This is a genomic window from Allokutzneria sp. NRRL B-24872 (assembly GCF_002155965.1).
In the GTDB taxonomy this organism is placed as follows: Bacteria; Actinomycetota; Actinomycetes; order Mycobacteriales; family Pseudonocardiaceae; genus Allokutzneria.
In genome coordinates, this window is record NZ_MUMH01000085.1 from 133,405 (window position 1) to 156,426 (window position 23,022).

Annotated in this window: 20 protein-coding genes and 1 pseudogene; 7 read left to right on the plus strand and 14 right to left on the minus strand. The window is 69.6% G+C overall.

Going from position 1 to position 23,022, the window contains the following annotated elements:
* Positions 1-46 precede the first annotated feature (46 nt).
* The 6 genes from CCN37_RS22440 to CCN37_RS22465 are packed head-to-tail and all read right to left on the minus strand — an operon-like array spanning position 47 to position 6,926.
* Positions 47-1,354 (minus strand): FAD-binding oxidoreductase, encoded by a 1,308-nt coding sequence (locus tag CCN37_RS22440; protein WP_086824274.1) that lies wholly within the window; start codon positions 1,352-1,354, stop codon positions 47-49.
* Positions 1,351-2,517, minus strand: a complete 1,167-nt coding sequence (locus CCN37_RS22445) for a hypothetical protein (protein ID WP_086824276.1) — start codon at positions 2,515-2,517, stop codon at positions 1,351-1,353. Before CCN37_RS22445 ends, CCN37_RS22440 begins: the two co-directional genes overlap by 4 nt.
* A gap of 8 nt (positions 2,518-2,525) precedes the next feature.
* Positions 2,526-3,311 (minus strand): ABC transporter permease, encoded by a 786-nt coding sequence (locus tag CCN37_RS22450; RefSeq protein ID WP_246843225.1) that lies wholly within the window; start codon positions 3,309-3,311, stop codon positions 2,526-2,528.
* Positions 3,308-4,033 (minus strand): ABC transporter ATP-binding protein, encoded by a 726-nt coding sequence (locus tag CCN37_RS22455; RefSeq protein ID WP_086824351.1) that lies wholly within the window; start codon positions 4,031-4,033, stop codon positions 3,308-3,310. Before CCN37_RS22455 ends, CCN37_RS22450 begins: the two co-directional genes overlap by 4 nt.
* 2 nt (positions 4,034-4,035) lie before the next feature.
* Positions 4,036-5,283, minus strand: coding sequence for an amidohydrolase family protein (locus CCN37_RS22460; protein ID WP_086824278.1), 1,248 nt, complete (start codon positions 5,281-5,283; stop codon positions 4,036-4,038).
* Positions 5,280-6,926 carry a hypothetical protein gene (locus CCN37_RS22465; RefSeq protein WP_143261740.1) on the minus strand — a complete coding sequence of 549 codons (1,647 nt, stop codon included), beginning with the start codon at positions 6,924-6,926 and terminating at the stop codon, positions 5,280-5,282. Before CCN37_RS22465 ends, CCN37_RS22460 begins: the two co-directional genes overlap by 4 nt.
* A 548-nt stretch (positions 6,927-7,474) precedes the next feature.
* Here CCN37_RS22465 and CCN37_RS22470 point away from each other — a divergent pair.
* On the plus strand, positions 7,475-7,693 hold the full coding sequence (locus tag CCN37_RS22470) for a hypothetical protein (RefSeq protein ID WP_086824281.1): 219 nt from the start codon (positions 7,475-7,477) through the stop codon (positions 7,691-7,693).
* 3 nt (positions 7,694-7,696) lie between these two features.
* Here the strand turns inward: CCN37_RS22470 and CCN37_RS22475 are convergent, their stop codons facing one another.
* Complete coding sequence (locus CCN37_RS22475; RefSeq protein ID WP_246843226.1) at positions 7,697-8,113, minus strand: DUF6292 family protein; 417 nt, start codon at positions 8,111-8,113, stop codon at positions 7,697-7,699.
* A 345-nt stretch (positions 8,114-8,458) separates the two neighbouring features.
* Between CCN37_RS22475 and CCN37_RS22480 the strand changes: the two genes are divergently transcribed.
* On the plus strand, positions 8,459-8,662 hold the full coding sequence (locus tag CCN37_RS22480) for a cold-shock protein (protein WP_086824353.1): 204 nt from the start codon (positions 8,459-8,461) through the stop codon (positions 8,660-8,662).
* 683 nt (positions 8,663-9,345) lie between these two features.
* Here CCN37_RS22480 and CCN37_RS40945 read toward each other — a convergent pair.
* Positions 9,346-9,702: pseudogene (locus CCN37_RS40945) on the minus strand (MerR family transcriptional regulator); the annotation flags it as partial.
* Positions 9,703-9,756: 54 nt separating this feature from the next.
* On the opposite strand from CCN37_RS40945, the gene CCN37_RS22490 reads away from it, so the two are divergent.
* Complete coding sequence (locus CCN37_RS22490) at positions 9,757-11,118, plus strand: MFS transporter (RefSeq protein ID WP_086824285.1); 1,362 nt, start codon at positions 9,757-9,759, stop codon at positions 11,116-11,118.
* A gap of 145 nt (positions 11,119-11,263) precedes the next feature.
* Positions 11,264-11,752 (plus strand): DinB family protein, encoded by a 489-nt coding sequence (locus tag CCN37_RS22495; RefSeq protein WP_086824355.1) that lies wholly within the window; start codon positions 11,264-11,266, stop codon positions 11,750-11,752.
* On the opposite strand, the gene CCN37_RS22500 is transcribed toward CCN37_RS22495, so the two are convergent.
* Positions 11,739-12,431 carry a leucine-rich repeat domain-containing protein gene (locus tag CCN37_RS22500; RefSeq protein WP_210408151.1) on the minus strand — a complete coding sequence of 231 codons (693 nt, stop codon included), beginning with the start codon at positions 12,429-12,431 and terminating at the stop codon, positions 11,739-11,741. The genes CCN37_RS22495 and CCN37_RS22500 overlap by 14 nt on opposite strands.
* A 28-nt stretch (positions 12,432-12,459) precedes the next feature.
* Between CCN37_RS22500 and CCN37_RS22505 the strand changes: the two genes are divergently transcribed.
* Positions 12,460-14,316 carry a Na+/H+ antiporter gene (locus CCN37_RS22505; RefSeq protein WP_086824287.1) on the plus strand — a complete coding sequence of 619 codons (1,857 nt, stop codon included), beginning with the start codon at positions 12,460-12,462 and terminating at the stop codon, positions 14,314-14,316.
* A gap of 229 nt (positions 14,317-14,545) precedes the next feature.
* Here the strand turns inward: CCN37_RS22505 and CCN37_RS22510 are convergent, their stop codons facing one another.
* Complete coding sequence (locus CCN37_RS22510; protein WP_143261741.1) at positions 14,546-14,794, minus strand: hypothetical protein; 249 nt, start codon at positions 14,792-14,794, stop codon at positions 14,546-14,548.
* 269 nt (positions 14,795-15,063) lie between these two features.
* On the opposite strand from CCN37_RS22510, the gene CCN37_RS22515 reads away from it, so the two are divergent.
* A complete protein-coding gene (locus CCN37_RS22515) occupies positions 15,064-16,044 on the plus strand; it encodes a PHP domain-containing protein (RefSeq protein ID WP_086824292.1) in 981 nt (326 codons plus the stop codon).
* 107 nt (positions 16,045-16,151) lie between these two features.
* Positions 16,152-17,918, plus strand: coding sequence for a carboxypeptidase-like regulatory domain-containing protein (locus CCN37_RS22520; RefSeq protein WP_086824294.1), 1,767 nt, complete (start codon positions 16,152-16,154; stop codon positions 17,916-17,918).
* 91 nt (positions 17,919-18,009) lie between these two features.
* Here the strand turns inward: CCN37_RS22520 and CCN37_RS22525 are convergent, their stop codons facing one another.
* The 4 genes from CCN37_RS22525 to CCN37_RS22540 all read right to left on the minus strand — a co-directional run bounded on the left by CCN37_RS22525 (position 18,010) and on the right by CCN37_RS22540 (position 22,882).
* On the minus strand, positions 18,010-19,263 hold the full coding sequence (locus CCN37_RS22525; protein ID WP_086824296.1) for a hypothetical protein: 1,254 nt from the start codon (positions 19,261-19,263) through the stop codon (positions 18,010-18,012).
* Positions 19,260-21,239 (minus strand): hypothetical protein, encoded by a 1,980-nt coding sequence (locus tag CCN37_RS22530; RefSeq protein WP_143261742.1) that lies wholly within the window; start codon positions 21,237-21,239, stop codon positions 19,260-19,262. Before CCN37_RS22530 ends, CCN37_RS22525 begins: the two co-directional genes overlap by 4 nt.
* Positions 21,236-22,120 carry a hypothetical protein gene (locus tag CCN37_RS22535; RefSeq protein WP_143261743.1) on the minus strand — a complete coding sequence of 295 codons (885 nt, stop codon included), beginning with the start codon at positions 22,118-22,120 and terminating at the stop codon, positions 21,236-21,238. The genes CCN37_RS22530 and CCN37_RS22535 overlap by 4 nt, the downstream gene beginning before the upstream one ends.
* Before the next feature lie 93 nt (positions 22,121-22,213).
* Positions 22,214-22,882 (minus strand): Crp/Fnr family transcriptional regulator, encoded by a 669-nt coding sequence (locus CCN37_RS22540; protein WP_371504763.1) that lies wholly within the window; start codon positions 22,880-22,882, stop codon positions 22,214-22,216.
* Between the last annotated feature and the right edge of the window lie 140 nt (positions 22,883-23,022).

The following is a 23,022-nucleotide window of genomic DNA, read 5'->3' on the forward strand; positions in this document are numbered from 1 at the left end:
TTGTTGCCCTGGTCGGCGATCCGGACTGTTCCTTCGTCGAGAGGATCTAGCGCGGCGGGAGCTTGCCCGGGTTCAACAGCCCCTCCGGGTCGAAGCGCGCGGCCGCCTCGCGGATCTCGTCCAAGTTCTCGTTGTGCAGCAACCACGTGTGCGGGTCGTGCACGTCGACGCCCACGGCGTTGAGCCCCTCGATCCCGGCGTACAACCGCTCCTCGCCGTCGAAGCGGCACAGCAGCATGCCGACGAGCCCGCGCCCGTCGACGCCCGCCGAGCGGTCCACGCGGAAGCCATCCATGTGCAGCAACGTTTCCGGCAGCACCGCGCGCACGTCGTCCGGCCGCTCGGTCAGCCCGGGACCGTAGACCTGGAGGTGGCACAGCTCCGGGCGGGCCTTGCGGGCGCGGTGCGTGACGTGGTTGAACGACAACGACGCCAGGTACGCGGCTCCCTTGTCCCGCACGGCTTCCACGACTCCGCCGTGCGAGGTCACCGTCGCGCTCGCGGAGGTGGCGCACGAGCGGTCGACCACGGCGCGGACGCTGAAGCGCCCCTCGGGGATGGCCTTGTCCTTCGGGAGGGTCGCCAGCACTCCGGGCTCGTCGATGGACAGGATGCGCGGAGCCGGGTCGAGGCGCAGGAGTTCGTGCGCGGCCGCCAAGGCAGCCGTCTCCTCGGCGAAGGAGGCGAACACCCCGATCCAGTCCCTGCGCGGCACCAGGGTCACGGTCGCGGTCGCGATCACCCCGGTCACCCCGTAGGCGTGGATGTGCGGAGCGCACTGTCCACTGTCGACAGTGATCAGCGCACCCTCGTCGGTGCACGGCGCGATGTCCATGGCGTGCACGTACTCGTCCCAGGTGTAGCCGTTCTCCACCGAGCCCGTGCCACCGGAGCCGCCCGCGATGAACCCCGCGACCGCGCTGCCCACCGTGGACGGCATGATCGCGATCTCCTGGCCGTCGCGCCGGGCGGCCGCCTCGATCGCGGCCAGCGACACCCCGGCCTCCGCGCGGACCCATCCCGGCCCCATGTCGAGGATGCGCGCGCACCGGCTCGTGTCGATGACCAGCCCGTCGCGCAACGGGATTCCCTGGCCGTAGTTGCCGGTGCCCTGCCCGCGCGGAGTGACCGGAACGCGATGCTCGTGCGCGAGCCGCACGGTGCCGGCGATCTGCTCGGGAGTGCTCGGGTAGGCCACGACGTCGGCGAGGCCCGCGGGCAGCCGAGCGGCGAGGATCGGCGACATGTGCGCCCAGTCCGTGGAGGCGACGCGGCGCGCGGTGGCGTCCACCGACACCCCGTTCGCGCCAAGCAGGTCCTCCAGGTCGGCGATGAGCGCGGCGAGCCCGGTCACGGTTTCAGGCCGATGGCCGGGTCGACGAACTCGTTGGTCGCGATGTCCTCGACGGCGAGCTTCTGCGGCAGGGGCTTGCGCTGACCGGCCGCGATCGGCGAGACCACGTCGATGATCCGCCGCACCCGCTCGGCCTGGAAGTCACCGATGGTGGCGTTGTGGCCGTTGCCGGCGATCTTCAGCTTCAGCTGCTGCTCGGTGCTGAACGCGGCCTGCTCGGCGGTGTAGGCGACACCGGCGCGGTACTTGCGGGTCACGTCCACGATGAGCTTGTTCACGGCCTCGGGCGAGCGCAGGTAGTCGACCTGCGCCCGCTGCACCATCGGCACGAGCTTCTTCAGGCACGGCGCCAGTTCGGCCTTGCGGTTGGCGCGGATGGACAGCGCCTCGGGGTAGATCGGGAACCCGGCGTCGTGCAGCAACTGGAACTTCACCGGTTTGCGCCACTGCGAGAGCTGCTTCTCGTACAGGAACGGCTCCATCGTGGCGAAACCCTGCTGCGCCACCGCTCCGCCAGCTGCCACGAACGCGGCGGGGGAGCCGTCGTAGCTGCCGTCGACCTGGCCGCGCTTGAGGGTTCCCGAGCCGGTCAGGTAGTCCATCATCGTCGCAGAGGAGTAGTAGAGCACCTTGGTGTCGGTGCGCCCCAGATCGGCGATGCTGGTGATGGCGGGGTGCTTCTGCGGGTCCCACATGATCATGTGCGGGCCGATGTCCAGCGGCGCGACCACCCCGGTCGTCGGCTGCGTGCCCGCGAGCATCGCGGCCTCGTCGGTGCTGATCTGCCCGAGGGTGATCGTGGGGTCCTGGTACAGCAACGAGGTCACGGTCTGGAAGCCGATCGCCGGGCCGCCCGCGCGGATCTCCAGCTTCACCCCGGTGTCGGCGCCGCCGGTGACCAGGCGCCCGGTGATCCGCTTGCGGTCGGCGTCGATCACCGGGTCCGGGCCCAGCAGCTGGTAGCTCGCGCCGTGCTCGGCCTGCGGGGTCCAGTCGGTCTGGAGCACGACGGTGTCCGGGCAGACGCCCTTGAGCACCTGCTCACCCGTTGCCGAGGACAGCTGCGCGGGCGCCTTGTCCGGCGTGCCGCCGCAGGCCGAGAGCGCCAGCGCGGCCACGAGCCCGCCCGTCGCGAGCCTCAGTGTGGTGCTGCCCCTGTCCATCCGACTCCTCACGTTCGCGGTTCGCGCACGGACTCGTGCCACGACCCCACCACTCGTCCTGCCAGAAAACCGAAGAACCAGAACACGGTGATGCCCAGCGCCGAGGCCAACAGCACCGCGGCGAACATCTGCTCCGACTGCAACCGCGAGCGGTACAGGTCGATGAGGATGCCGATGCCGGGCTCGCCCTGCTTGAAGAAGAAGTCGCCGACCACCGCGCCGATCACCGACAGCCCCGCCGAGATCCGCAGGCCGGTGAAGATCGACGGCAGCGCGGCGGGGAACTGGAGCTTCCACAGCGTCCGCCAGCGCCCGGCGCCGTGCAGCGCGAACAGGTCCAGCTGCGCGCTGGTGACCGAGCGCAGGCCGAACAACGTGTTGGCGATCAACGGGAACAGCGCGATCAGCACGCACACCAGCACCCGGCTGCCGAAGCCGAAGCCGAACCAGAAACCGAACAGCGGCACCAGCGCCAGCACCGGAATCGTCTGCAGCAGCACGGCGTACGGGTAGAGCGAGCGCTCCACCCACTTCGCCTGGCTCATCGCCACCGCGAGGCCAACGCCGATCACGAAGGCCACCACCAGGCCGACGAGCGCGACCTGGGCGGAGAGCGCGAGCGCGGTCAGCAGCTCGACGAGGTTGTCCGGATCGCCGAAGCCGATCGCGAGCACGTCGTGCGGCAACGGCATCAGGAAGCGCTCCTGGTCGCTGAGCAACAGCAGGCTCGCCGCGTACCAAAGACCCACGGCGGCAAGGAGAACCAGCAACGGCGGGGCGAGCTTGCGGATCACCCGGCACCTCCGCGAAGGCAGGCCGAGATCTTCCCGGCGAGGTGGGTGAACTCGTCCTCGAAGCGCAGCTCGGGGGAGCGCGGGAGGGCGAAGGGCACCGCGAAGTCGCCGATCACCCGCCCTGGGCGGTCGGAGAGCACGAGCACGCGGGTGGACAGGTACACGGCCTCGGTCACCGAGTGCGTCACCATCAGCCCGGCGAAGCCGCGCAGCGTGAACAGCCGCAGCAGCTCGTCGCCGAGGCGCTGACGGCTGATCTCGTCGAGCGCGCCGAAGGGCTCGTCGAAGAGGAACAGCTCCGGCTCCACCGTCAGCGAGCGCGCCAGCGACACCCGCATCCGCATCCCGCCGGAGAGCTGGCCGGGACGATGTTTCGCGAAGTCCTTGAGCCCCACCAGCTCGATCGCCTCATCGGCGCGCCTGCGGCGTTCCTGCTTCGGCAGGTCCTTCAGCTCGGCCAGAAGCTCCACATTGGACTGAACGGTGCGCCACGGCAGCAGCGTCGCGTCCTGGAAGACGTAGCCGACGCGCTCGGTCTCGCGCCGCACAGTGCCCTCGCTTGCCGTGCTGAGCCCGGCGGCGATGCGCAGCAGGCTGGTCTTGCCGCAGCCGGAGGGGCCGACGACGCTGACGAACTCGCCGGGGGCGACGTCGATGTCGATGCCCGCGAGCGCGGTGGTGCCGTCCGCGAAACGCTTGCCCACACCGGTGAAGCCGAGCATGGTCACGCGCTTTCTCCAGGTAGGGGAGGGAGTTCGTGGGTCACGGTGGTGCGGCTGACCACGTGTCCCCTGTGGATCACGACCCGGTCGGCGCTGGCCCTGGCGACGGCGTCGGCGACCCCGGTCGCGCGGATCGCCAGCAGCTCGGCCGGAAACCCTTGTCGTACCTGGACCTCGGGCAGCCCCATCGCGGCGCGGGCGCCGGAGCTGACCGCGTCGTAGGCCGCGCGCGGGCTCAGGTGCCCGGCCGAGACCAGCAGCGCGGCGGCCTCCAGGGGATCGCCCCGGCCGATCGGGTTGAACGGGTCCTGCACGTTGTCACCGCCGCCCGCGACGGTCACCCCGGCGGCCAGCAGCTCGCGCAGCGCGGTCAGCCCGCGCGCCGGAGCGCCGGTGTGCTCGCGGCTCTGGAGGCCCAGGTTGGTCTGCGGCAGGCAGATCACCGAGATCCCAGCCGCGGCAACGCTTTCCGCCACGCGTGCCGCGATCTCCGGCGGCTGCATGCCCAGGCTCACGCAGTGGCTGGCCGCGGCCCCGTGCGCGAAGCCGGTCTCGGTGACCAGCCGCGCGTAGTGCTCCAGGTAGAGCACGTCGGGGTCGGTGGTCTCATCGGTGTGCAGATCGACCGGCACGCCGAACTCGTCGGCGATCGCCAGGCACACGCGGTGGCACTCCTCGGGATTCGGGTCCGCGTAGGGGAAAGCACCGACCGCGTCCGCGCCCATCTGCACCGAGGTCCGCATCAGCGCCCGGTTCTCCGCCCCCGCCTCACCGCTGAGCGGGACGTCGACGAAAGCGACGAGCTGGAGGTCCAGCCGGTGCCGCACCGCCTCGCGGACTTCGAGCAGCGCCTTGAGGCAGCGCAGTCCGGCGACTCCGCCGACGTCGACGTGCGTGCGGATCGCGGTGGCGCCGCTGGCGAGCGACATCAGCGCGGCCTCCGTGGCCCGCCGGACGATGTCCTCGTGTTCCATGGACGGGCTGAACCCGCGCCACAGCTCGATCGCGGTCACCAGGTCGCCCGCCGGGTTCTCCACCCGCTCGGTGGTCAGCGCCTTGTCCAGGTGGGCGTGCGGTTCGGCGGGCGCGGGCAGCAGCAGGTAGCCGCTCAGGTCGAGCACCTCCGGCCAGCCCGTCAGCGACCCGGCCGGGCCGACCTCGGCGATCTCCCCTCCGCGCAGGCCCACGTCCACCGTTCGGCCGTCGGCCAGCCGCACACCGCGCAGCAACAAGCTGAACTCCTCTGTCATGTGCTGATGGTCGGCTGCCGGGGCGAGAGTCCCAAGTGGACCAGGCGCTCGTCGAACTGCTTCACCTCGGGTGAACGGGCCCACGGCTGGAGGCTGCGGCGGACGTCGAACATCCACTCGCCGACCCGGACCGAGCTGTGCCCGGCCACGATCTCGGCGATCTCCTCCAGCACGCGCACCGCCTCGGGGATCTCCTTCTGCTGCACCAGCGCCTTCGCCCGGTCGATCAACCGGAAGCCCCGGTTGCGCACCAGGCCCGGCGCGGTCAGCTCCAGCGCGCTCTCCGAGGCCTGCAACGCGCGCTTGGACTGGTTCAGCCGCACCCAGGAGCCCGCCTGGAAGCCCACGCTGAAACCCTGGTCCACGAAGTACAGGTACTCCGGGTCGTCGTCGGCGAGCCGGTCCGGCAGCAGGCTCTCCACCCGGTTCAGCGCCCGGCTGGTGGCGATCTCCTGGCCGTCGGTGGAGTAGCCCCACGCCGCCATCTGCTCGGCGTAGGTGGCCAGCAGCGCGCTGCCGGACTGGGCGGCCCAGCCGCGCGCGGCGAAGACGTGGTCCAGCGCCTTGGGGATCTGCTCGCGGAAGATCGCCATGTGCGCCAGGCAGCAGTGGATGAAGGTGATCGTCCGGACGTCCTTGATCGCGTGCGCCGCGGCCAGCCCCTCCTTGAAGCAGCGGTCGGCGGCGGGGTAGCGGCCCACGTCGTAGAGCAGCCAGCCGGCCAGCTGCGACAGCTCCGCGTAGACCTGCACCAGGTCGCGCTCCAGCGCCGAGCGCGAGACCCCGTCCAGCATCTCGCCGACCACCGAGCGGTAGCGCAGCACGGCCTTGAGCACCGGCTCCGGGCCCTTGGAGTCGTCGAGGTGGCGGCACATGCCGGTGACGTTCTTGAAGATCTCGATGGTCGAGGCGTCCGGCCGGTGCGCGGAGAAGGTGGCCGTCGCGAGGCGTTCGCGCTCCTCCGGCCGCAGCTTGCGGACCACGGGCAGCCCGGACACCCCGCCGAAGACCTGGGCCAACCGGAACAGCGTTTCCTGGCGGCCGGGGTCCGGCTCGGTCCTGGTGACCGCGCGGAACAGCTCGAAGGACTCGTCGCGAGTCGGCACCAGCAGCTGGTCCAAGCCGTTCACCGGCGCCTGCAGGTCCAGCCCGTCGGTGAACCGCCGCGGCTGCTCCGCGGGCGTGGAGGAGGGAACGACGGGGCGGGCGCGGTGCTGGTCGAGGTGGCTGAAGTCGGCGGCGTCGATCGCGGCCTGGTCCTCGGCGCCGTAGCTGGCGTAGGTCGCGTCGGTGAGCAGCTCGCGGGTGGCCGCGCAGTACATCCGCGCCAGCACCGGCAGCACCCACACCGAGGGACGGCGCCCGCCGTCCGGCCACATCTCGTAGTCGTAGAGGCGCTGCACTCGCAGGGTCGCGGTCGCCGCCGGGTCGAGCTGGTTGAACTCGTCGACCACGTGCGAGGCGCTGCGGTTGTGCGCGAGGCGGTACAGGCGCAGGGGGCTGACCTGATTGTCGAATGCGAGCACGTCGACGATCTGCGCCCAGGAAAACCCTTTCTCGCGGAGATTCTTCGCGCGTGACTGAGCGCGCGCGGTGTCGTTGTTGCCGTTGTTCTGGCTAGCCGCGACCACGAGAACCGACACCTCCCGCTCCTCCCGGCCGTTGCTGTGCCCGGCGCACATCCTCTCGGCTGGTGGCGCCCGAGGGCCACGGCGCGGTCACCGGCGAGGGGAATTGGGGTAACCCGAGCGCCCTCGCGTGCCGATCGCGCAGCTCACGGCCGTGCCGGCCGGGGTAGTCCGAGGATGATCGCCGGGGGTAGGCCGCGCGGCCCCGGCCCGCCATCCTGGTGCTGGTGCCCGTGCGAGCAGCGCGGACGCGCGTCGTCGCCCCGGCCCCGCACGGGGGCTCGGACAGCAGTGCGGACAGCAGTACGGACGGATGCATGTGGTTGAACACTTGCCTTTTCGGCTCGCCCGGATTTCGGCCGATGCCGACGATACCGGTCCCGGGTTGCGGTGTCTTTCCTCCGGTGGTCGGCTGAGCCGCCATGGCTGAGCACACCGGTTTGCTGCTCTTCTGCCTGGCTATTGTCGCCGTAGTCGGTTCGTCCGAATGGTGGCATCGAAAATGTGAGAGAAGGACCGGACTGCTCTGCCTGTTGTGCGGACTGCTTCGACTTCTTGAAAATGTGCTGCTCGGAACCGGGCAGTCCACCAGGTGGGCGCGCCGGGCCGACTCCGCGCCCGACGACGTGTGGCACGCCGTGACCAACGCCGGCCGCCGCTACGCGCGGATGTGCTGCGGAGCCGCCCTGCACGACGTCGACGTGGACGTGGTCGCCCGCCGCCCGCGTGGCCGCAAGTGCTCGCGCTGCGCCGAACGCGTCAGCACGGTCGGCCGCCGCTAGCCGCTAGTCGGTCGCGTACCGCGCCAGCCGCCCGGCGAGCTGGTCGCGCTCGGTGGTCGTCGGGAAGGCCGGCTCGGCCGAGCCCGCCGCGCCCCCGGCGACGACCTCGCCGACGAACCGCGCGACCACCGCGGGCTCCGGGGCGACGTGCTCGCTGCCGAGGTGGGCCAGCACCGCGCTGCGCTCGCCCGGATCGGTCTCCACGGCCACCGCCCAGCCGTTGCGCTCGCTCCACACCAGCATCAGGTCCCGCTCCGGGCGCTCGCGGGAGCGGTGCGGCAGCCCCAGGTAGGCCGTTGCCGTGTCGCTGATCTCGAACGAGGTCGCTTCCGCCGGAACTCCGACCGCGACGGCCACGGCGTTGAGATAGCCCGCCAGTCCACGGTCGAGCGGAGTTCTGGAAATCACGGCGTCGTCCATGCCCATCAGGCTATGCGCGGCGCCTTAATCGGTCGACCGGCCTCGCCGGAAACGGCGTGCTTCGGGTCGGAAAAGTGATGTCCGCGCACCGCGGAACCCCCTGCTACGAGGGAAAACGAGTGGCCGTCTCCGCTCGGCGCGGTTTCCCCTCGCTTGACGTTGTGTCGCGTCCGTGCTTTACTGGTTTTGGTTGAAGGTTTTTGTGTCGTCTTTTCTGGCGCTCGCAAGGATTTTTGAGCGAGCGTGTCAGAGTGTTCGGGTTCATCGAATTCCTCCCTCAACGCGCTTGCACCCGGCCCGCTCGGTCGAGCGGCGCCGCACGTTGAAGCGATGGGATTCACCAGCATGACTCAGGGCACCGTGAAGTGGTTCAACGCCGACAAGGGCTTCGGCTTCATCACTCCGGACGACGGCGGTAACGACCTGTTCGTCCACTTCTCCGCGATCAACGCGGGTGGTTACCGCAGCCTGGACGAGAACGCCCGGGTGCAGTTCGAGGTCACCCAGGGCGACCGCGGCCCCCAGGCCACCGCTGTCAGCCTCGTCTGAGGCGCAAGCACCTCCGCGAAGGGCGTCCACCACGGTGGGCGCCCTTCGCCGTGCCGGGATCAGCCGAGGGGGGCGCTGCGCCAGGTCCACGAGGTGCGGCGCGGGTGGCCGGGGAGCTCGCCGCGGCCGGTCGCCCAGAGCAGGGTCGGCCAGGGGACCGTGGTCGTCGGCGCTTCCGGGAAGAGCCGGGCGAGGGCGCGCGAGCACAGGCCGCTGGGCGGATTCCACGACAGGCCAAGGCCTTCGGCGAGGTCGTGGGTGTGCACGAGCGTCTCCACGACGCCCATCGCGGCGAAGCCCTCCGGATCGGAGACGCCGTTGCTGTGCCAGGCGCGCTTGCCGGACGGAGCGGTGCGGACCATCGCGACGAGCAGCGCGCCGCTGGCCTCCAACACCTGCAACAAGCCTTCCGGTCCACCGGCGCGATCGGCGTGCACGGCGTTGCGGGGACCGCCCGGCCTGCGCGCCTCCCACACGAACGGCACGTTCCCGGTCAGCGGCGGCGTCGCCGGGCCGAGCTGCACGGCGTAGGCGAACAGGTCGTCGCTGAGGTGTTCGACGGTCTCCCAGCAGTCCCACTCCAAACCGCCCGCCTTCGCCTCCCACGCCTGCGCCGGAGCCTCGCGCAGTCTCTGCACGGAGAGTTCCACGGAGCGCGCCAGGTGCTCGGGCAGCACGGGCGGCCGCTCGCTCACGGTGTTGAGGTAGGTGGTGATGGCGTCGCGGTTGCGGGCGAGGCAGCTGACCCGCGCGTCGAGCTGGTCGCGCTCGCGCCGCAGCGTGTCCAGCAGCTCCGCCGAGGCGTCGGTGACCTGGATGGAGCACGGCGTGTCCAGGCACGGCAGGATGTCCTTGATGATCTTCGTGGGCACCCCGGCGTCGAGCAGGCCCCGGATCTGGATCACCCGCTCCACCAGGGGCTCCGGGTAGTCGCGGTAGCCGTTGGCCTCCCGCTGCGGGGCGAGCAGGCCCTGCTCCTCGTAGTAGCGCAGCAGCCGCGCGGGCACGTGGGTGCGGTCGGCCAGTTCTCCGATGCGCACTGCGCACCACCTCTCGATCAGGGCTTTCCCTCACACTAGTGTGAAGGTTCGAGCATGGGCGACATGATTCTCGCGCTGCTCTCGCTGGCCCAGTTCCTCATCGCGCTGGATTACTCGATCATCTTCATCGCGCTGCCCAGCGTCGCCGCCGAACTGCACCTCGCGCCCGCGACCGCGCAGTGGGTGGTCAGCGCCTACGCGGTGCTCTTCGCGGGCTTCCTGGTGGTCGGCGGGCGGCTGACCGACCGGATCGGCGCCAAGCCGCTGTTCGTCGTGGCCATCGCGGGGTTCGGCCTGGCCAGCGCGGCGGGCGGGCTCGCGGAGGGCGGCGGCCTGCTGCTCGCCGCGCGCGCCGCCCAGGGGCTCGGGGCCGCGCTGCTGCAACCCGCCGTGCTCGGGCTGATCGGGACGACGTTCCCGGCGGGACCCGCGCGCAGCCGGGCGCTGGTGGTCTGGGGCTCGGTCGGTGCCTCCGGCCTGGCGGCGGGCGCGATCCTCGGCGGCCTGCTCACCGTCGTGTCGTGGCGGCTCACCTTCATGATCAACGTGCCGCTGACGCTGCTGTGCGCGCTCGGCGCGGTGATCTGGTTCGCGCCGACGAGCGACCGGAGCACCGCGCGCATCCCCGTCGGCGCCTCCGTCCTCGGCACGGGCGCGGTGCTCGCGCTGGTGCTCGGGCTGACGTTGGCGGCTGAGCAGGGGTGGGGCGCGCCGCTCACGATCGGCAGCCTCGTGCTCGGCGTCGTGCTGCTCGCGGCCTTCCTCCACAACGAGCGGACGTCGACGGCCGTGCTGATCGAGCACGTGCTGCGCCGCACGTCGTCACTGCGCACCGGGGCGCTGGCGACCGCGCTGTACATGGCCAGCGTCGGCGCGGAGTTCTACCTGCTGACCCTGCTGCTCCAGGCGATGAAGGGCTACACGCCGCTGGAGGCGGGCCTGGCGTTCCTGCCCTTGGCCATCATGGTCACCGCGGGCAACGCCGCCGCGGGACGCGCCGCGCGCCGCTTCGGAGCACGGGCCTCGCTGGCCGCCGGTTTCGCCTTCGCCACGGTCGGCCTGGTGTGGATCGCCCTTGCGCTGCAAGGAGATTCCTACGTGCTGCACCTGCTGCCGGGCATCCTGCTGAGCGGCTTCGGGCACGGCGCCATCTACACCTCGATGTTCACCATCGGCACCAGCGACGTGCCCGCCGCGCACCAGGGGACGGCGGGCGCGCTGCTCACCACCTCGCAGTACCTCTCCGGCGCGATGACCGTCGCCGTGCTCACCCTCGCGCTCGGCTCCGCGCCCGGCCACGGCAACTTCCAGGTCGCGTTCCTGATCACCGCCGCCGCTGCCGCCGGAGGCCTCGCGCTGAGCATGCGCCGCGTCCCCGTCGGGCCTGGCGCTGAAGCACGATCTAGGACACACTGACCCCAGGTGGCTGGCCTTCTCACAGGCCCCGGCCCGCGGTGTCGGTCAAGACCCGCGCGATGAACACCTCTTCTTCCCCGCAGTTCCTGTTCCGCCCTGCTCTGGGCCGGTCGCCGCCACCACCCCACAGAACGGAGTGAAGTCCTTGAGCAGCACCAGAATCACCAACGGCGCCGAGCGGGCGATCATCGAGAACATGCTCGACCGCAACCGCGAAGCGCTCATCGCGACCGCGCGCGGACTGTCCGAGGCCGACGCCAGGCGACGGCTCGTCACGTCGCTGACCACGCCGATCTCGGTGATCAAGCACGCCGCCGCCGCGGAGCGGATCTGGTTCCAGCGGTTCTGGGCCGGGCTCGGCGAACACGAGTGCGACGGGTACTCCGCCCGGGACGTGGGCACCTTCGCCGTCACCGACGACGAGACGCTTGCCGATGTCATCGCCGAGTTCGAGCGCGCCAGCCAGCGATCACGGGAGATCGCCGCGCGCTTCGACCTCGACGACGTCAAGCACAACCCCCGCGAGGGCACGGTGAGCATGCGGTGGACCCTGCTGTCGATGATCGAGGAGTTCGCCAGGCACGCCGGTCACGGTGACATCCTCCGCGAACAGCTCGACGTCACCGCAGGGTGAAACACCCCTGCCGCTCAAGGGTTTCGAGCACGCCGCCGGACTCGACGCCGGTCCAGCGCAGATCGAGCTTCTCCAGCGACGGCATCCGCGCGACCCACTCCGGCAGCTCGCGCACGCGGGTGCCGCGAAGGTCGACGTGCCGCAGCCGGGGGAGCTCGGCGAGCTGGGCCGGGAACTCGGTCAGCGCGGTGTCGCGCAGCTCCAGCACGCGCAGGTGGCCCAGCTCGGCGAAGGAGTCGGGAAGGCGGGTGATCTCGTTGCCGCCCAACCACACCTCGCGCAGCGACGCCAGGCGGCCGATGTCCTGCGGCAGCTCGGTGATGCGATTGTGCTGGGCGCGCAGCTCGACCAGCCCTGACGGCGCGACGAGGGCGGAGAGCTGGTTCTCACCGACGTTGAGGTAGCGGAGCCGGTCCATGCGCGCCACCGACCCGGGCAGCTCCGTGAGCCGGTTGTCGTGCAGGTAGAGGAAGTCGGTGACCTGGGGAATCTCCTCGGGCACAGCCGTCAGCAGGTTGTGCCCGAGGTCCAGGGTCCGCAGCCGCCCCAGCTCCCCGATCCTCGGTGACAACTCCGTCAGGTCGTTGTCGGCGAGGATCAGCACGTCCAGGCCGCGGTGCTCCCAGACCGACTCCGGAACGGTCCCGAGCCGCTGCCGCCACAGGTTCAGTTCAGCCACCGCGGCAACCTACGCCCATAATGCGCGGGTGGTGATCGCTGCGGAGATCGTGGCGCTGGTGGTGACCGTTCTCGTGGTCACCTCGGCGGCGCGCAAGTTCGACTGGCCCGCGCCGTTGGTGCTGATCGGCGTGGGGGTGCTGGCCTCGTTCGTGCCCGGGGTGCCCGAGGTGCACCTGCCGCCGGAGGTGGTGCTGGTCGGGCTGCTGCCGCCGCTGCTCTACGCGACGGCGATCTCCACCTCGGTCAGCGACTTCCGGGCCAACCGCGGCCCGATCGCGCTGCTCTCGGTGGGCCTGGTCGTGTTCACCACCTTCGGCGTCGGCCTGGTGGCGTGGCTGGTCGTGCCCGGGCTCCCGCTCGCGGCGGCGATCGCGCTCGGCGCCGTGGTCGCGCCGCCGGACGCCGTCGCGGCCTCCGCCGTCGCGCGGCGCGTCGGGATGCCGCGCACGATCGTGCGCATCCTGGAGGGCGAGAGCCTGGTCAACGACGCGGCGGCCCTGGTCGCTCTGCGCATGGCCATCGCGGCGATCTCCGGATCGGTGACCCTGCTCCAGGTCGGCGGGGACTTCCTGCTCGCGGCCGGGGTCGGGATTCTCGTCGGGCTCGTGGTCGGCGTCGCGGCGTCGATGATCCGGGCGCGGCTGACCGACTCGGTCACCGACACCGCGCTGTCCTTCTCGTTGCCGTTCATCGCCTACCTGCCCGCCGAAGCCGTGCACGGCTCGGGAGTGCTGGCCGTCGTGCTCTGCGGGCTGATCATGGGTCACCGCGCGCCCGCGCTGCTGTCCGGGCCGTCGCGGCTGGCCAGCCGGTTGAACTGGCAGACCGTGCAGTTCCTGCTGGAGAACGTGGTCTTCCTGCTGATCGGCTTGCAGATCAGGCCGATCCTGCGCGATGTCGCGGAGAGCGGGCTCAGCGCGGGCACGCTGACCGCGATCTGCGCCGCCGTGTTCGCCGCGACGGTGCTCACGCGCATGGTGTGGATGGTGCTCATCGCGACCGTGCGGCGGGTGCTCCGGCTGAAGGCGTGGCGATGGGGCTACACGGCCGTCGTCGGCTGGGCGGGGATGCGCGGCGTGGTCACGTTGGCCGCCGCGTTCATCCTGCCGCCGGACACCCCGCAGCGCCCGGTGCTGCTGCTCTGCGCGTTCGTCGTGGTGGCGGGAACCCTTGTGCTGCAAGGAACAACACTGCCCGCGCTGGTGCGGCGGCTGAAGCTGCCCGCGCCCGATCCGGCCGAGGACGCGTTGCAGCGGGCGGCGTTGCTCCAGGAGATGACCAACGCGGCGCTGCACCGCCTGGAGAAGGTCGCGACGCCCGACGACCCGCCGGAGGTGGTGGACCGGCTGCGCGACCGCGTCAGCCACCGCGCGGACTCCGCGTGGGAGCGGCTCGGGCGGCAAGGCGCTCTCGCGGAGACGCCGAGCGAGGCGTACCTGAGGCTGCGCCTGGAAATGCTCGAAGCCGAGCGCGAGGTCTTCCTGAAGGCGCGCGACGAGGGCCGCGCGGACGACACGGTGCTGCGCTCGGTGTTGGAGACCTTGGACATCGAGGAGTCCATGCTCGACCAGGCCGCCGACGAGCAGGACGCCGTCGAGGGGGAGCTGCGCACGCCGAGCGCAACCGCCGGGAGCTGCAAACACCTTGGCAAACAACGGAAGCCAGTCGCGCCCAGTGCAACCGTGTGCGCGGAGTGCGTCGCGGACGGGCAAACCTGGGTCCACCTGCGCATGTGCTTGTCGTGCGGGCACGTGGGCTGCTGCGACTCCTCGGTCGGCAAGCACGCGACGGCGCACTTCAGGGACACCCTGCACCCCGTGATGCGCAGTCACGAGCCCGGCGAGACGTGGCGCTGGTGCTTCGTGGACCAACAACTCGGTTGAGTCTTCCCTTGCAACGAGCCGGAAACAGCCGTTAACGCGGGCCCGGCGCGGTGCGAGGGACGGGCATGGGCATCTTCGAAGAACTGGTCAAGCACGCCGCCGGGCACCTTGGGCTCGACCGCGCGAGCGCCGAGCGCGTCACCGCGGACAAGATGTCGAGCGTTTCCGGGACCACGCCGTTCCTGGCGTGCGCGATCGTCGACCTCGAAGTTCGGTACCGGCTGGGGGACTACCGCTCCTGCGACGGCGTGTACAACGAGTACTTCAAGATGGACCGCGAGCGCTTCCTGCGCGGGCCGAGGCTGTGCACCTGCCAGCGGCAGGGGTCGTGGCACCACCCGAGCGAGGTCGCCCAGTACGTGCGGCAGATGGCGATCGTCCACGGCAGGAGCGACGTCTCCAAGATCTCGCCGAGACGGCACGCCCACCGCAAGGACCTGCGCGGCGCTTCGCGGTGGCGCACAACGTTCCCACGCACATCCTGGGGGACCGGGTGCTGGCCGAGTACAGCTCCTCCGAGACCGCCTACGACACCATCGCGCGTGCGTACGCGGCAGCGGGCAGGACCGGCTCGGACTGGCGGCAGTGCGACGGGAACACGCCCGAACGCCTCGGGCTTGAGCCGGACAACCTCCCGGGTGCGCGTGCCGCCGCTACCGTTACTCGATGGCCGAGTCCGTGAAGTACCAGAAGGAGAACGGCTACGGGTGAGGTGCGGGCGCGCGCGGAATGGGGTAGGCACAGGGGATGGACCCGGTGTGGGCACTGCGCCAGATCGCATTCCACCTCGAACGCGCCGCCGAACCGACCTACCGCGTGCGCGCGTTCCGCCGAGCCGCCGAGGTGGTGGCTGGCCTGGACCCGGACGTGCTCCGCGAGCGCGCGCGGCGGGGCAGCCTCAAGGACCTGCCCGGGATCGGCGCCACCACCGCGACGGTGATCGGCGAGGCGGTGGCCGGGCGGGAGCCGGAGTACCTGACCAAGCTGCTCAGCCGGGCCGCGCCCGTGGTCAGCGGTGGCGAGGAGCTGCTGGCCGCGCTGCGCGGGGACTGCCACACGCACTCCGACTGGTCCGACGGCGGCAGCCCGCCGCGCGAGATGGCCGAGGCCGCGCGGGCGCTCGGCCGGGAGTGGATCGCGCTGACCGACCACTCACCGCGCCTCAAGGTCGCCAACGGGCTCAGCGCGGACCGGCTGCGCCAACAGCTCGACGTGGTCGCGGAGATCAACGCCGACCTCGCCCCGTTCCGCGTGCTGACCGGGATCGAGGTGGACATCCTCGACGACGGCTCGCTGGACCAGGACGAGGAGTTGTTGGCGCGCTTGGACATGGTGGTCGCGAGCGTCCACTCAGGACTCCGCATGCCACGTGCCGCGATGACCAGGCGGATGCTCGCGGCGGTGGCCAATCCGCACGTGGACGTGCTCGGGCACTGCACGGGCAGGCTCCGCGTCGGCAAGAAGCGGCCCGAGTCGGAGTTCGACGCCGAAGCCGTCTTCGCCGCGTGCGCGGAGAACGGGGTGGCTGTGGAGATCAACTCGCGGCCGGAGCGGCTGGACCCGCCGATGCGCCTGCTCCGCATGGCCGTGGCGGCGGGCTGCGAGTTCGCCATTGACAGCGACGCGCACGCCCCCGGGCAGCTCGACTGGCTCGGCTACGGCTGCGCCCGCGCCGAGGACGCCGGGATCACCGCCGATCGCGTCATCAACGCGCGCCAGCTGGAGTAAACGATTGCTGCGCTCGGCCCCACTTGGCCGGGAAGTGATACGCGGGCGCGCGCTCCGGCGATAGCGGAGCAGAACGGCCGGGGGGCCGTTCCCTGGGGGGAGCACTCATGAAACGTTTGTCGCTCGTTGCTGCCTGCCTTCCGCTCATCGTCGCCGTGACCGCCTTGCCCGCGAGCGCCAAGCCCGCCGCGGGGTCCGTCGACGGCCTGGTGACCGCCGCCGCGACCGGGCAGCCCGTCGCCGGCGCCTGCGTCACGGTGTTCACGCTGGAGCTGGCCGAGGTCCGCTCCGCGTGCGCTGACGCGCAGGGCCGCTACTCCATCCCGAACATCTCCTACGCCAACTACAAGGTCCGCGCGACCGCGGCCGGCTTCTCCGAGATGTGGGCCTACAACACGGGAAGCGCGCTCGCCGCCGACGTGCTCGATCTGCCGCACGCGCTGAACTTCGCGCTGCGCCAAGGAAACGCGACCGTGCGCGGGAAGATCACCGACGCGGGGGCCGCCGCGAAGGACGCCTCGGTCAGCATCACCGATGAGAACCAGCGGTGGCGCTCCACCGTGAAGACCGCCGCTGACGGGACCTACGTCTTCACCGGCCTCACCGCCGACAAGTACAAGCTGAACGTCATCTACGGTGACCGCTACCAGTGGTTCCACCAGAAGTCGAGCTTCCCCGATGCCGACACCTTCGACGTCGCCAACGGCACGACCACGGTGGTCGACGAGGCCGTTCTGGACTACGGCGCGGTGAAGTTCATCGCCGTGGACGAGGTCACCGGGGCACCCGTCCGCGACGCGTGCGCCGCGCTCTACGCGGGCGGGCCGCCGGACCGGCGCGACTGCTCCTCCGGCGACGGCATCATGCAGTTCAACCGCTTGCCCGCCAACGGTTACTACACCGCGTCTGTGTGGGACGCGGCCGGAACGCACTACTCCGTCGGTGATCTGCGCCCGTCCGTCGTCGCCGGGAAGACCACCGAGCTGCGCGTCACGCTCAAGCCCGCCGCCTCGTTCCGCACCACTGTCGTGGACGCGCGGACGCAGGCCCCGCTGCCCGGTGTTTGCGTTGAGCCGCACGCGGTTCCCGTCGAAGGCGTCGTCGACCGCGACTACTCCTGGTACTGCACCGACGACTCCGGCTCGCTGATCATCGGGCCGCTTGACCCCAACACCTACCAGTTCTACGTCAAGCCCAACGACAAGAACTACGGTCAGCAGTGGGTCGGCGCGCGCGGTGGCACCGGTGACCTCCGCGAGGCGCACAAGGGCGTCGGCAAGCTCCGCGAAACCACTGTGCTGCCTCAGATCCAGGTCGACCCTGCCGGCATCATCACCGGCACCGTCACCGACAACACCGGCGCGAAGATCGGCGCTTGCGTCTTCCCGTTCGCCGTCGACCCGCGCAACGGTTTCCGGTTCCTGGAGAACTGCACCGACGACAAGGGCCAGTACCGCATCAGGGGCCTCGGCCCGTACACGTGGCCGCTGGAGTTCTTGCACCACACCGGTGGTCTCGCCACCCAGTGGTCCGGCGGTGCCGCTGACCGCTTCGCCGCGACCCCCGTGACCGTGCGCGCCGGTGGCACCACCGTCGCCGATGCCAAGCTCGTCCCCTCCGGCCGCATCGCCGGGCGTGCTCTGGACCGCAACGGCAGACCCACCTTCGCCTACGTCTACACCTTCAACGCCCGCACCGGCGACATCATCACCTGGGACACCACCGACAACGACAACAACTTCGAGGTCAACAGCCTCGCCACGCAGGACGTGAAGATCCGCTACGTCATCAAGGACAAGACCTGCGCCTACCCGACACCGATCTCCGTCACCGCGGGCCAGATCGTGAAGGGCATCGACCTCACCGAGTGCTGACCCTCCTGAGCGGGGGTCGGGCGGTCTTCACGACCCCCAACCCCCGCTCAGAAGGTCTTCAACCACAGCAAACCCTGGGCGCGATGCGCGGCTACTTGTCGTCGTCGGGTGCTGGAGGCGGCGGGTCCTCGACGTCGGCCGAGGTGCTCGTCTCCGGCGCCTCATCGTCGAGCGGATGCGTCACGTCGACGTCTCCCACTGGAGAGAAGTCCTCGTCAGCAGCGTCGAGGTCCTCAACGCCGTAGCGGTCGCGAGTGCGATGCGCGCGGTCGTGGTGCTCATGCTGGTCCAAGAGGTCGGCAAGGTGGTGTCCGAACAGCGAATTCTCGGAGTTCTCCGGATCGGGCAGGAGTTCCTCGTCGATGCGTGGGACGGGCTGTCCTCCGATCACGTCAGCGTGATTCGTCACCACACCATCGCCGTCCACAATGAATGCGGTCATCTGACCAGGGACCCCCTGGCGACTGTCATCCTCGTTGTACTGCGCGGCATCGACGAGCTCTGGCGCGGGAGGTGTCGGACGACGTAGGTCCTCTGGCAAGAGATGCTGGAAGGCGTCGTCTACGTGCGTATCGCGCGCAGCGGCTGACAACTGCGCAAGCGTTCCGACCAGCTCGACCGTCTCCTGAACTCGAGCGGCGTCGCGTGCCAACCACCAGACGACGGTGCTGCCGGTGCTGGCAAGCACGTCGTCGGCGTAGTAGCGGCGCTTCGCTTGCTCGACGGCCTTTTCCTGTTCCCAGAGGCGGATGTGCTTGCGGACGGCACTCGCGCGGCTCAGGTGTTCGCGATCTTCCTGGCTGACCTTGAGACTCACTTGCGTGGCCCATGCGATGACGTGCTGGCGAGGATCGGATACGGCGTGGCCCAAAGCCGCTGCCAGCGCAGTGGCGGTCGTGTCGTCCTCAGGAGCGTGTGCTGTGGTGATCTGACGCGCCCGCAGCACGATGGCTTCGGCTGCAAGGGCTCCTGGATCAGCGTGCCCGTTGCCCGCTGCGTGATGCTGAGGACGCCACCGCACGGTGCAGGAGAAGACGAAAGGGTAGTCGGGAGTGGCGCTGCTGAGCGTGACGGAGTCGATTCGGCGTTCCCCCGGCGGCGGCGGGGGAGGCGGTGTCGGCCGCGCCTCCTGCTCGTAGACGTTGCGAGCGTGTTCCACCCGCAGTTCGTGCTCCTCTCGTCGAGAGCGCTGCTGCCGCACGACCCACGCCGTGACAGCCAGCAACACGAGGGCGGCCAGCATGATCAGCCAGATCGGCCATCCGGCGCTGCTTCCCGCGCCGATGGCGAGCACGAGCGAGAGGGCGATGCCGATGGCGGCGGTGGATGTGTCGGTGGTCCTCACGGATTCTCCAAGGCGGTCGTGCCGACGGCGTGGTTGATGTGGCGCTGGAGCTGCCGTACGTGCGCAAGGTTTTCCTGGCGCATCGGCCCTCGTGGAGTCGCGAGCACCCATTCGCGTGCGAGCAGGTACAGCTCGTTGAGCCTTGGCACGCGTCTGTCGCACGCTGCTACCAGCAGTTCTGGGTCTCGTGACAACCAGCGGTGCACGGCTTCGGGCGGTACTTCCCGGAAGCCGTCGATCAGGACTTTGCGCCAGCAAGCAATGAGATTGCGCCTGGTCTGGCGTTCCTTCGCGATGCGCTCGGAGACGTTCAACTCGAACAAGGTGGCGCGGTCCTCATCGCGAAGAGCGGCGTTCGCCCACTGGTAGAGCAACCACCGCTGGAAACCGCGGTCCACAACGAGGTCGAGCAGAGCAGTGCGCGCACGACTACTGACCTCTCCGTCGCGATGTCGAGTGAGCCAGCGCAACCGCACCAGCGCTTGAGTGGGTCGATGCGGCGCGAGCTCCTCGATGCACGTACTGATGAGCACCTTTGCGAGTGGCGAAGGCAAGTTGGGATCGCGTGCCCAGTTGTAGATCTGTTCGCGGACAGGGCCTGACAACTCGTGGTGGTGCAACGCAACGGAGAACACCTGCAGGGCGAGTTCTGTCTTGTGGGCGCTCAACCTCCGTGCCAGGTCGGTGAGGAGATGAACAGGACCGGTTGTGAGAACCTGCTGGGCGAAACGATCGACGAGCGTCCAGGTGTCAACGGCGGTCAACCCAGGAAGCGCCACGGTGCGCGCGACCCAGTCCGGCATCCGAGGGCGAAGTTCGGCGAAGTACGTCCAGAAGTGGTGGCGCACAGCGCCATCGCAGCCAAATTCGGCGAAGGTCACCGACCGCTCGCCTTCGGCGCGGAGACCGATGTCGCGCATCCTCTGCGCGAGGTAGCGGCCGTTCAGGACGTGTGTCTTGTCGGGTGGAAGCCCTACCAGGCGCTGGAAGCTCGCTTCCGCGTCGATGAGGGCTTCCAATGGCCTGCCCGCCAGGAAACCGGCCACCACCAACAACGCTCGGTCGTTGCCGTCACTGCTTTGCTGGAACAGCTCGGCCGCCTTGCCTCCCTGCGCAGACCGTGCGTTGAGCGCTGCCTGCAACCACGTGTCCGGCGTGCCACGCGGCTGTGTGGCACAGGCCTCCGTCGTCAGGCGTGCCAGACCGACGATGTCACGGACGGAGGCAGTCGCGAGATAGTCTTCGAGCGTGGTCTCGGTCCCTGTCTCGGCAGGCAGGGGAAGCGACACGTGGATCTTCGCGGCGTGAAGATGCCTTTGCAGTAGGCGACTGCCGTTCGGTGGCTCGAGATCGACAATGAGACCGGTGAAGGACCCTCTCAACAGGTGTTCCTGATCTCGCCGGATCACCACGACAAGACGAGCCCGCTTGCTCTCAACCGCGGCGCGGTAGGCGTCCAACTCCGCTCGCAGCAGGACGATCTTCGCGTCATCGGTGTTGGTCAGGTCGAGCAGCAGGCGCTCGTCATCGCGAAGGCCGCCCTGGTCGAGTGCTTGTTCGCCAGGGCCATCGGCTACGTCGGACAGTTCCCTGAGTTGCTCCAGGCCGATCTTGCCGCGCTGGGTGAGAACCATCAGAGCGGCGGTGCGCAGTCCTGTGCCCCTCGCCCCCATCAGGACGATGGAGCCCGGCCTCTGCAGGGCGTTCTCGGGGTATCTCTGCGGAGCGACGAATCGCTCAGCCAGCCACCGGACGTGCTCGTTGGCCACGCGGCGCGCTTCACGACGGCGTCGCTGTGTCTCGTTGAAGAAGTTATTGATCTGACTTCCGGAGCCGGTGTTGCTGGGTCCGTGGTTGTGGTTGGTGGTGGTATCGCCGTGTTGGACGTAGTCGCCGCCCTGCACGGCAGCGCCGTACACGTCCGCCGCGCTGTTGTCCGCTCCTGGGATGCCTTCAGGGGGGTCAGGAAAGGTCACTGCGACCGACGCTTGTCGTTGTAGCGAACCCTGTCGCCGTTGAACTGGTTCCCGGAGCCGGTATTGGTGGGTCCGTGGTTGTGGTTGGTGGTGGTATCGCCGTGTTGGACGTAGTCGCCGCCTTGGATGGCATTTCCGTGCACATCGGCGATGCGGTTGTTCACCGACCGGCCGCTGCGGGAGCTGCCTGCTGCGGGCTTGGTTTCCTGGTCCGAGCCTTCAAGGTTGTGAGCCTCCGGCGGAAGGAAGCCGGTGCGGAGAAGCTCGCCGGTAGGGGAGGGGACACGAAGATAGGCCGTGTCGGCGAAGGTCTTCACCTGTACAGGCGCCGCGATGTAGAACTCGGGAGGTTCTGCGGCGTATCCGCTGAGGACCGCGTCCTGGAAGGCACGCGCGGAGACGATTGCGGCGACCCGGGTAGCTGGACCCGAGCGTGCGAGCAGATCGCGGACCGGCTTCGCGTCCAGCAGACGGTGGTTCTCAACCCGGGACGTACCGCTGCCGTCGCTGATGGCCTGTGCGGTCGAACTGGTCATCGGTCCCACGTTGATGCTGACGCGCATGCGCAGCGCCGCCGGTTGTGCGGCGACCTGTTCGCGGTAGTCCAGTTCGTCCTGCAAGGCGCGCAGGAAGGGGTTGAGCAAGAACGGGAGGACGGCGGACGGGAAGCCCAGGGCGTAACCGTCGCCCGTCGTGGCCTCGAAACGGCGATCCCGCCACACCGAGTCGGTCAGGCCGCATCGCTGGAAAGCACTCTGCAGAATGACCGGGATTGCCTCGGTGATTTGGGCGTGATCACGCCCAACGCGACCGCTGAAGTCTTTGACGTCTACAACGAGTAGCGAGTGGTACGGGGGCAGTTCTGAGACGGTGTGCGCCACGGTGATTCCTCCTCGATCGGCTTGCGAGGAGAAGCTTGGTAGTCAGCGCCGCGACGTTCTGTCCGCCGCCGGACAGTTTGAGGGTGATGGGTGTCACACTCCGGCGACCTGTCTGAGCAGGGGAATGCTGGCGACAACAATGCGCGGGCCAGTGCGCAGTGCTCCTGCATCCTTGAGCTGCTGGAGGTGGTGGGCCACCGTGCTGCGCGCCATGCCCAAAGCGTCAGCGACCTCTTGCTGAGAAAAAGGCACGCGCGCTGGGTCTGCGGTGAGTTCCGCCAGAGAGACAATCTCCAACAGTAGGCGTGCAATCCTGCGATCAGGGCTGAAGTGGATGAGTTGAACCTGATAGGGGACTGTCTGGGACAACTTGGAGACGACGTAGTCCGCGAGCGCGGCATGGCCGTCGATCTCGCTGAGAAAAGCATTGAACGATCTCGCCGAGATGGAGTGCGTCGTGCACTCGTCAACGGCTTGCACGGTCGCCGTTCGAGGAGCGGACGAGCGTGCGGCGATCTCACCGAGCAGATCACCCGACCCTCGTAAGGTCAGCAACAACTGCCCTCCGTCGGGCTCAGCGCCCAACACCTTGACGCGGCCGCGGATCAACGCCAGCACGCTCATGCCGGGTTCCCCCTGCTGCAGCAAGAGAGACCCGCGGCGATGAACCCGCTCAACTCCCCGCTTCAGCAGCTCCCGCCATTTCGCCTCTCCCAGCAGTGCGCGGAATCCCCGCGCTCCTCGGGACGACATGCCGTCCATCGGCTCTGCCTACCGGATCGGTGCGCGCTGACCAGATGTCTGGCCGATGATCACTCGATCAGAGAGCAGCTGATGTCGTTGTCTCAGGCACGTGCCCAGCAAGGTTGCACCCGTCACGGGGCGCAAGCGCATCGCCGCGG

Excerpts from the sequence above, each read along its gene's own strand:
- CCN37_RS22445 (WP_086824276.1), bottom strand. The coding sequence starts at position 2,517 with ATGGACAGGGGCAGCACCACACTGAGGCTCGCGACGGGCGGGCTCGTG.
- CCN37_RS22455 (WP_086824351.1), bottom strand. The coding sequence starts at position 4,033 with ATGCTCGGCTTCACCGGTGTGGGCAAGCGTTTCGCGGACGGCACCACC.
- CCN37_RS22460 (WP_086824278.1), bottom strand. The coding sequence starts at position 5,283 with ATGACAGAGGAGTTCAGCTTGTTGCTGCGCGGTGTGCGGCTGGCCGAC.
- CCN37_RS22475 (WP_246843226.1), bottom strand. The coding sequence starts at position 8,113 with ATGGACGACGCCGTGATTTCCAGAACTCCGCTCGACCGTGGACTGGCG.
- CCN37_RS22480 (WP_086824353.1), top strand. The coding sequence starts at position 8,459 with ATGACTCAGGGCACCGTGAAGTGGTTCAACGCCGACAAGGGCTTCGGC.
- CCN37_RS22490 (WP_086824285.1), top strand. The coding sequence starts at position 9,757 with ATGGGCGACATGATTCTCGCGCTGCTCTCGCTGGCCCAGTTCCTCATC.
- CCN37_RS22515 (WP_086824292.1), top strand. The coding sequence starts at position 15,064 with ATGGACCCGGTGTGGGCACTGCGCCAGATCGCATTCCACCTCGAACGC.
- CCN37_RS22520 (WP_086824294.1), top strand. The coding sequence starts at position 16,152 with ATGAAACGTTTGTCGCTCGTTGCTGCCTGCCTTCCGCTCATCGTCGCC.
- CCN37_RS22540 (WP_371504763.1), bottom strand. The coding sequence starts at position 22,882 with ATGGACGGCATGTCGTCCCGAGGAGCGCGGGGATTCCGCGCACTGCTG.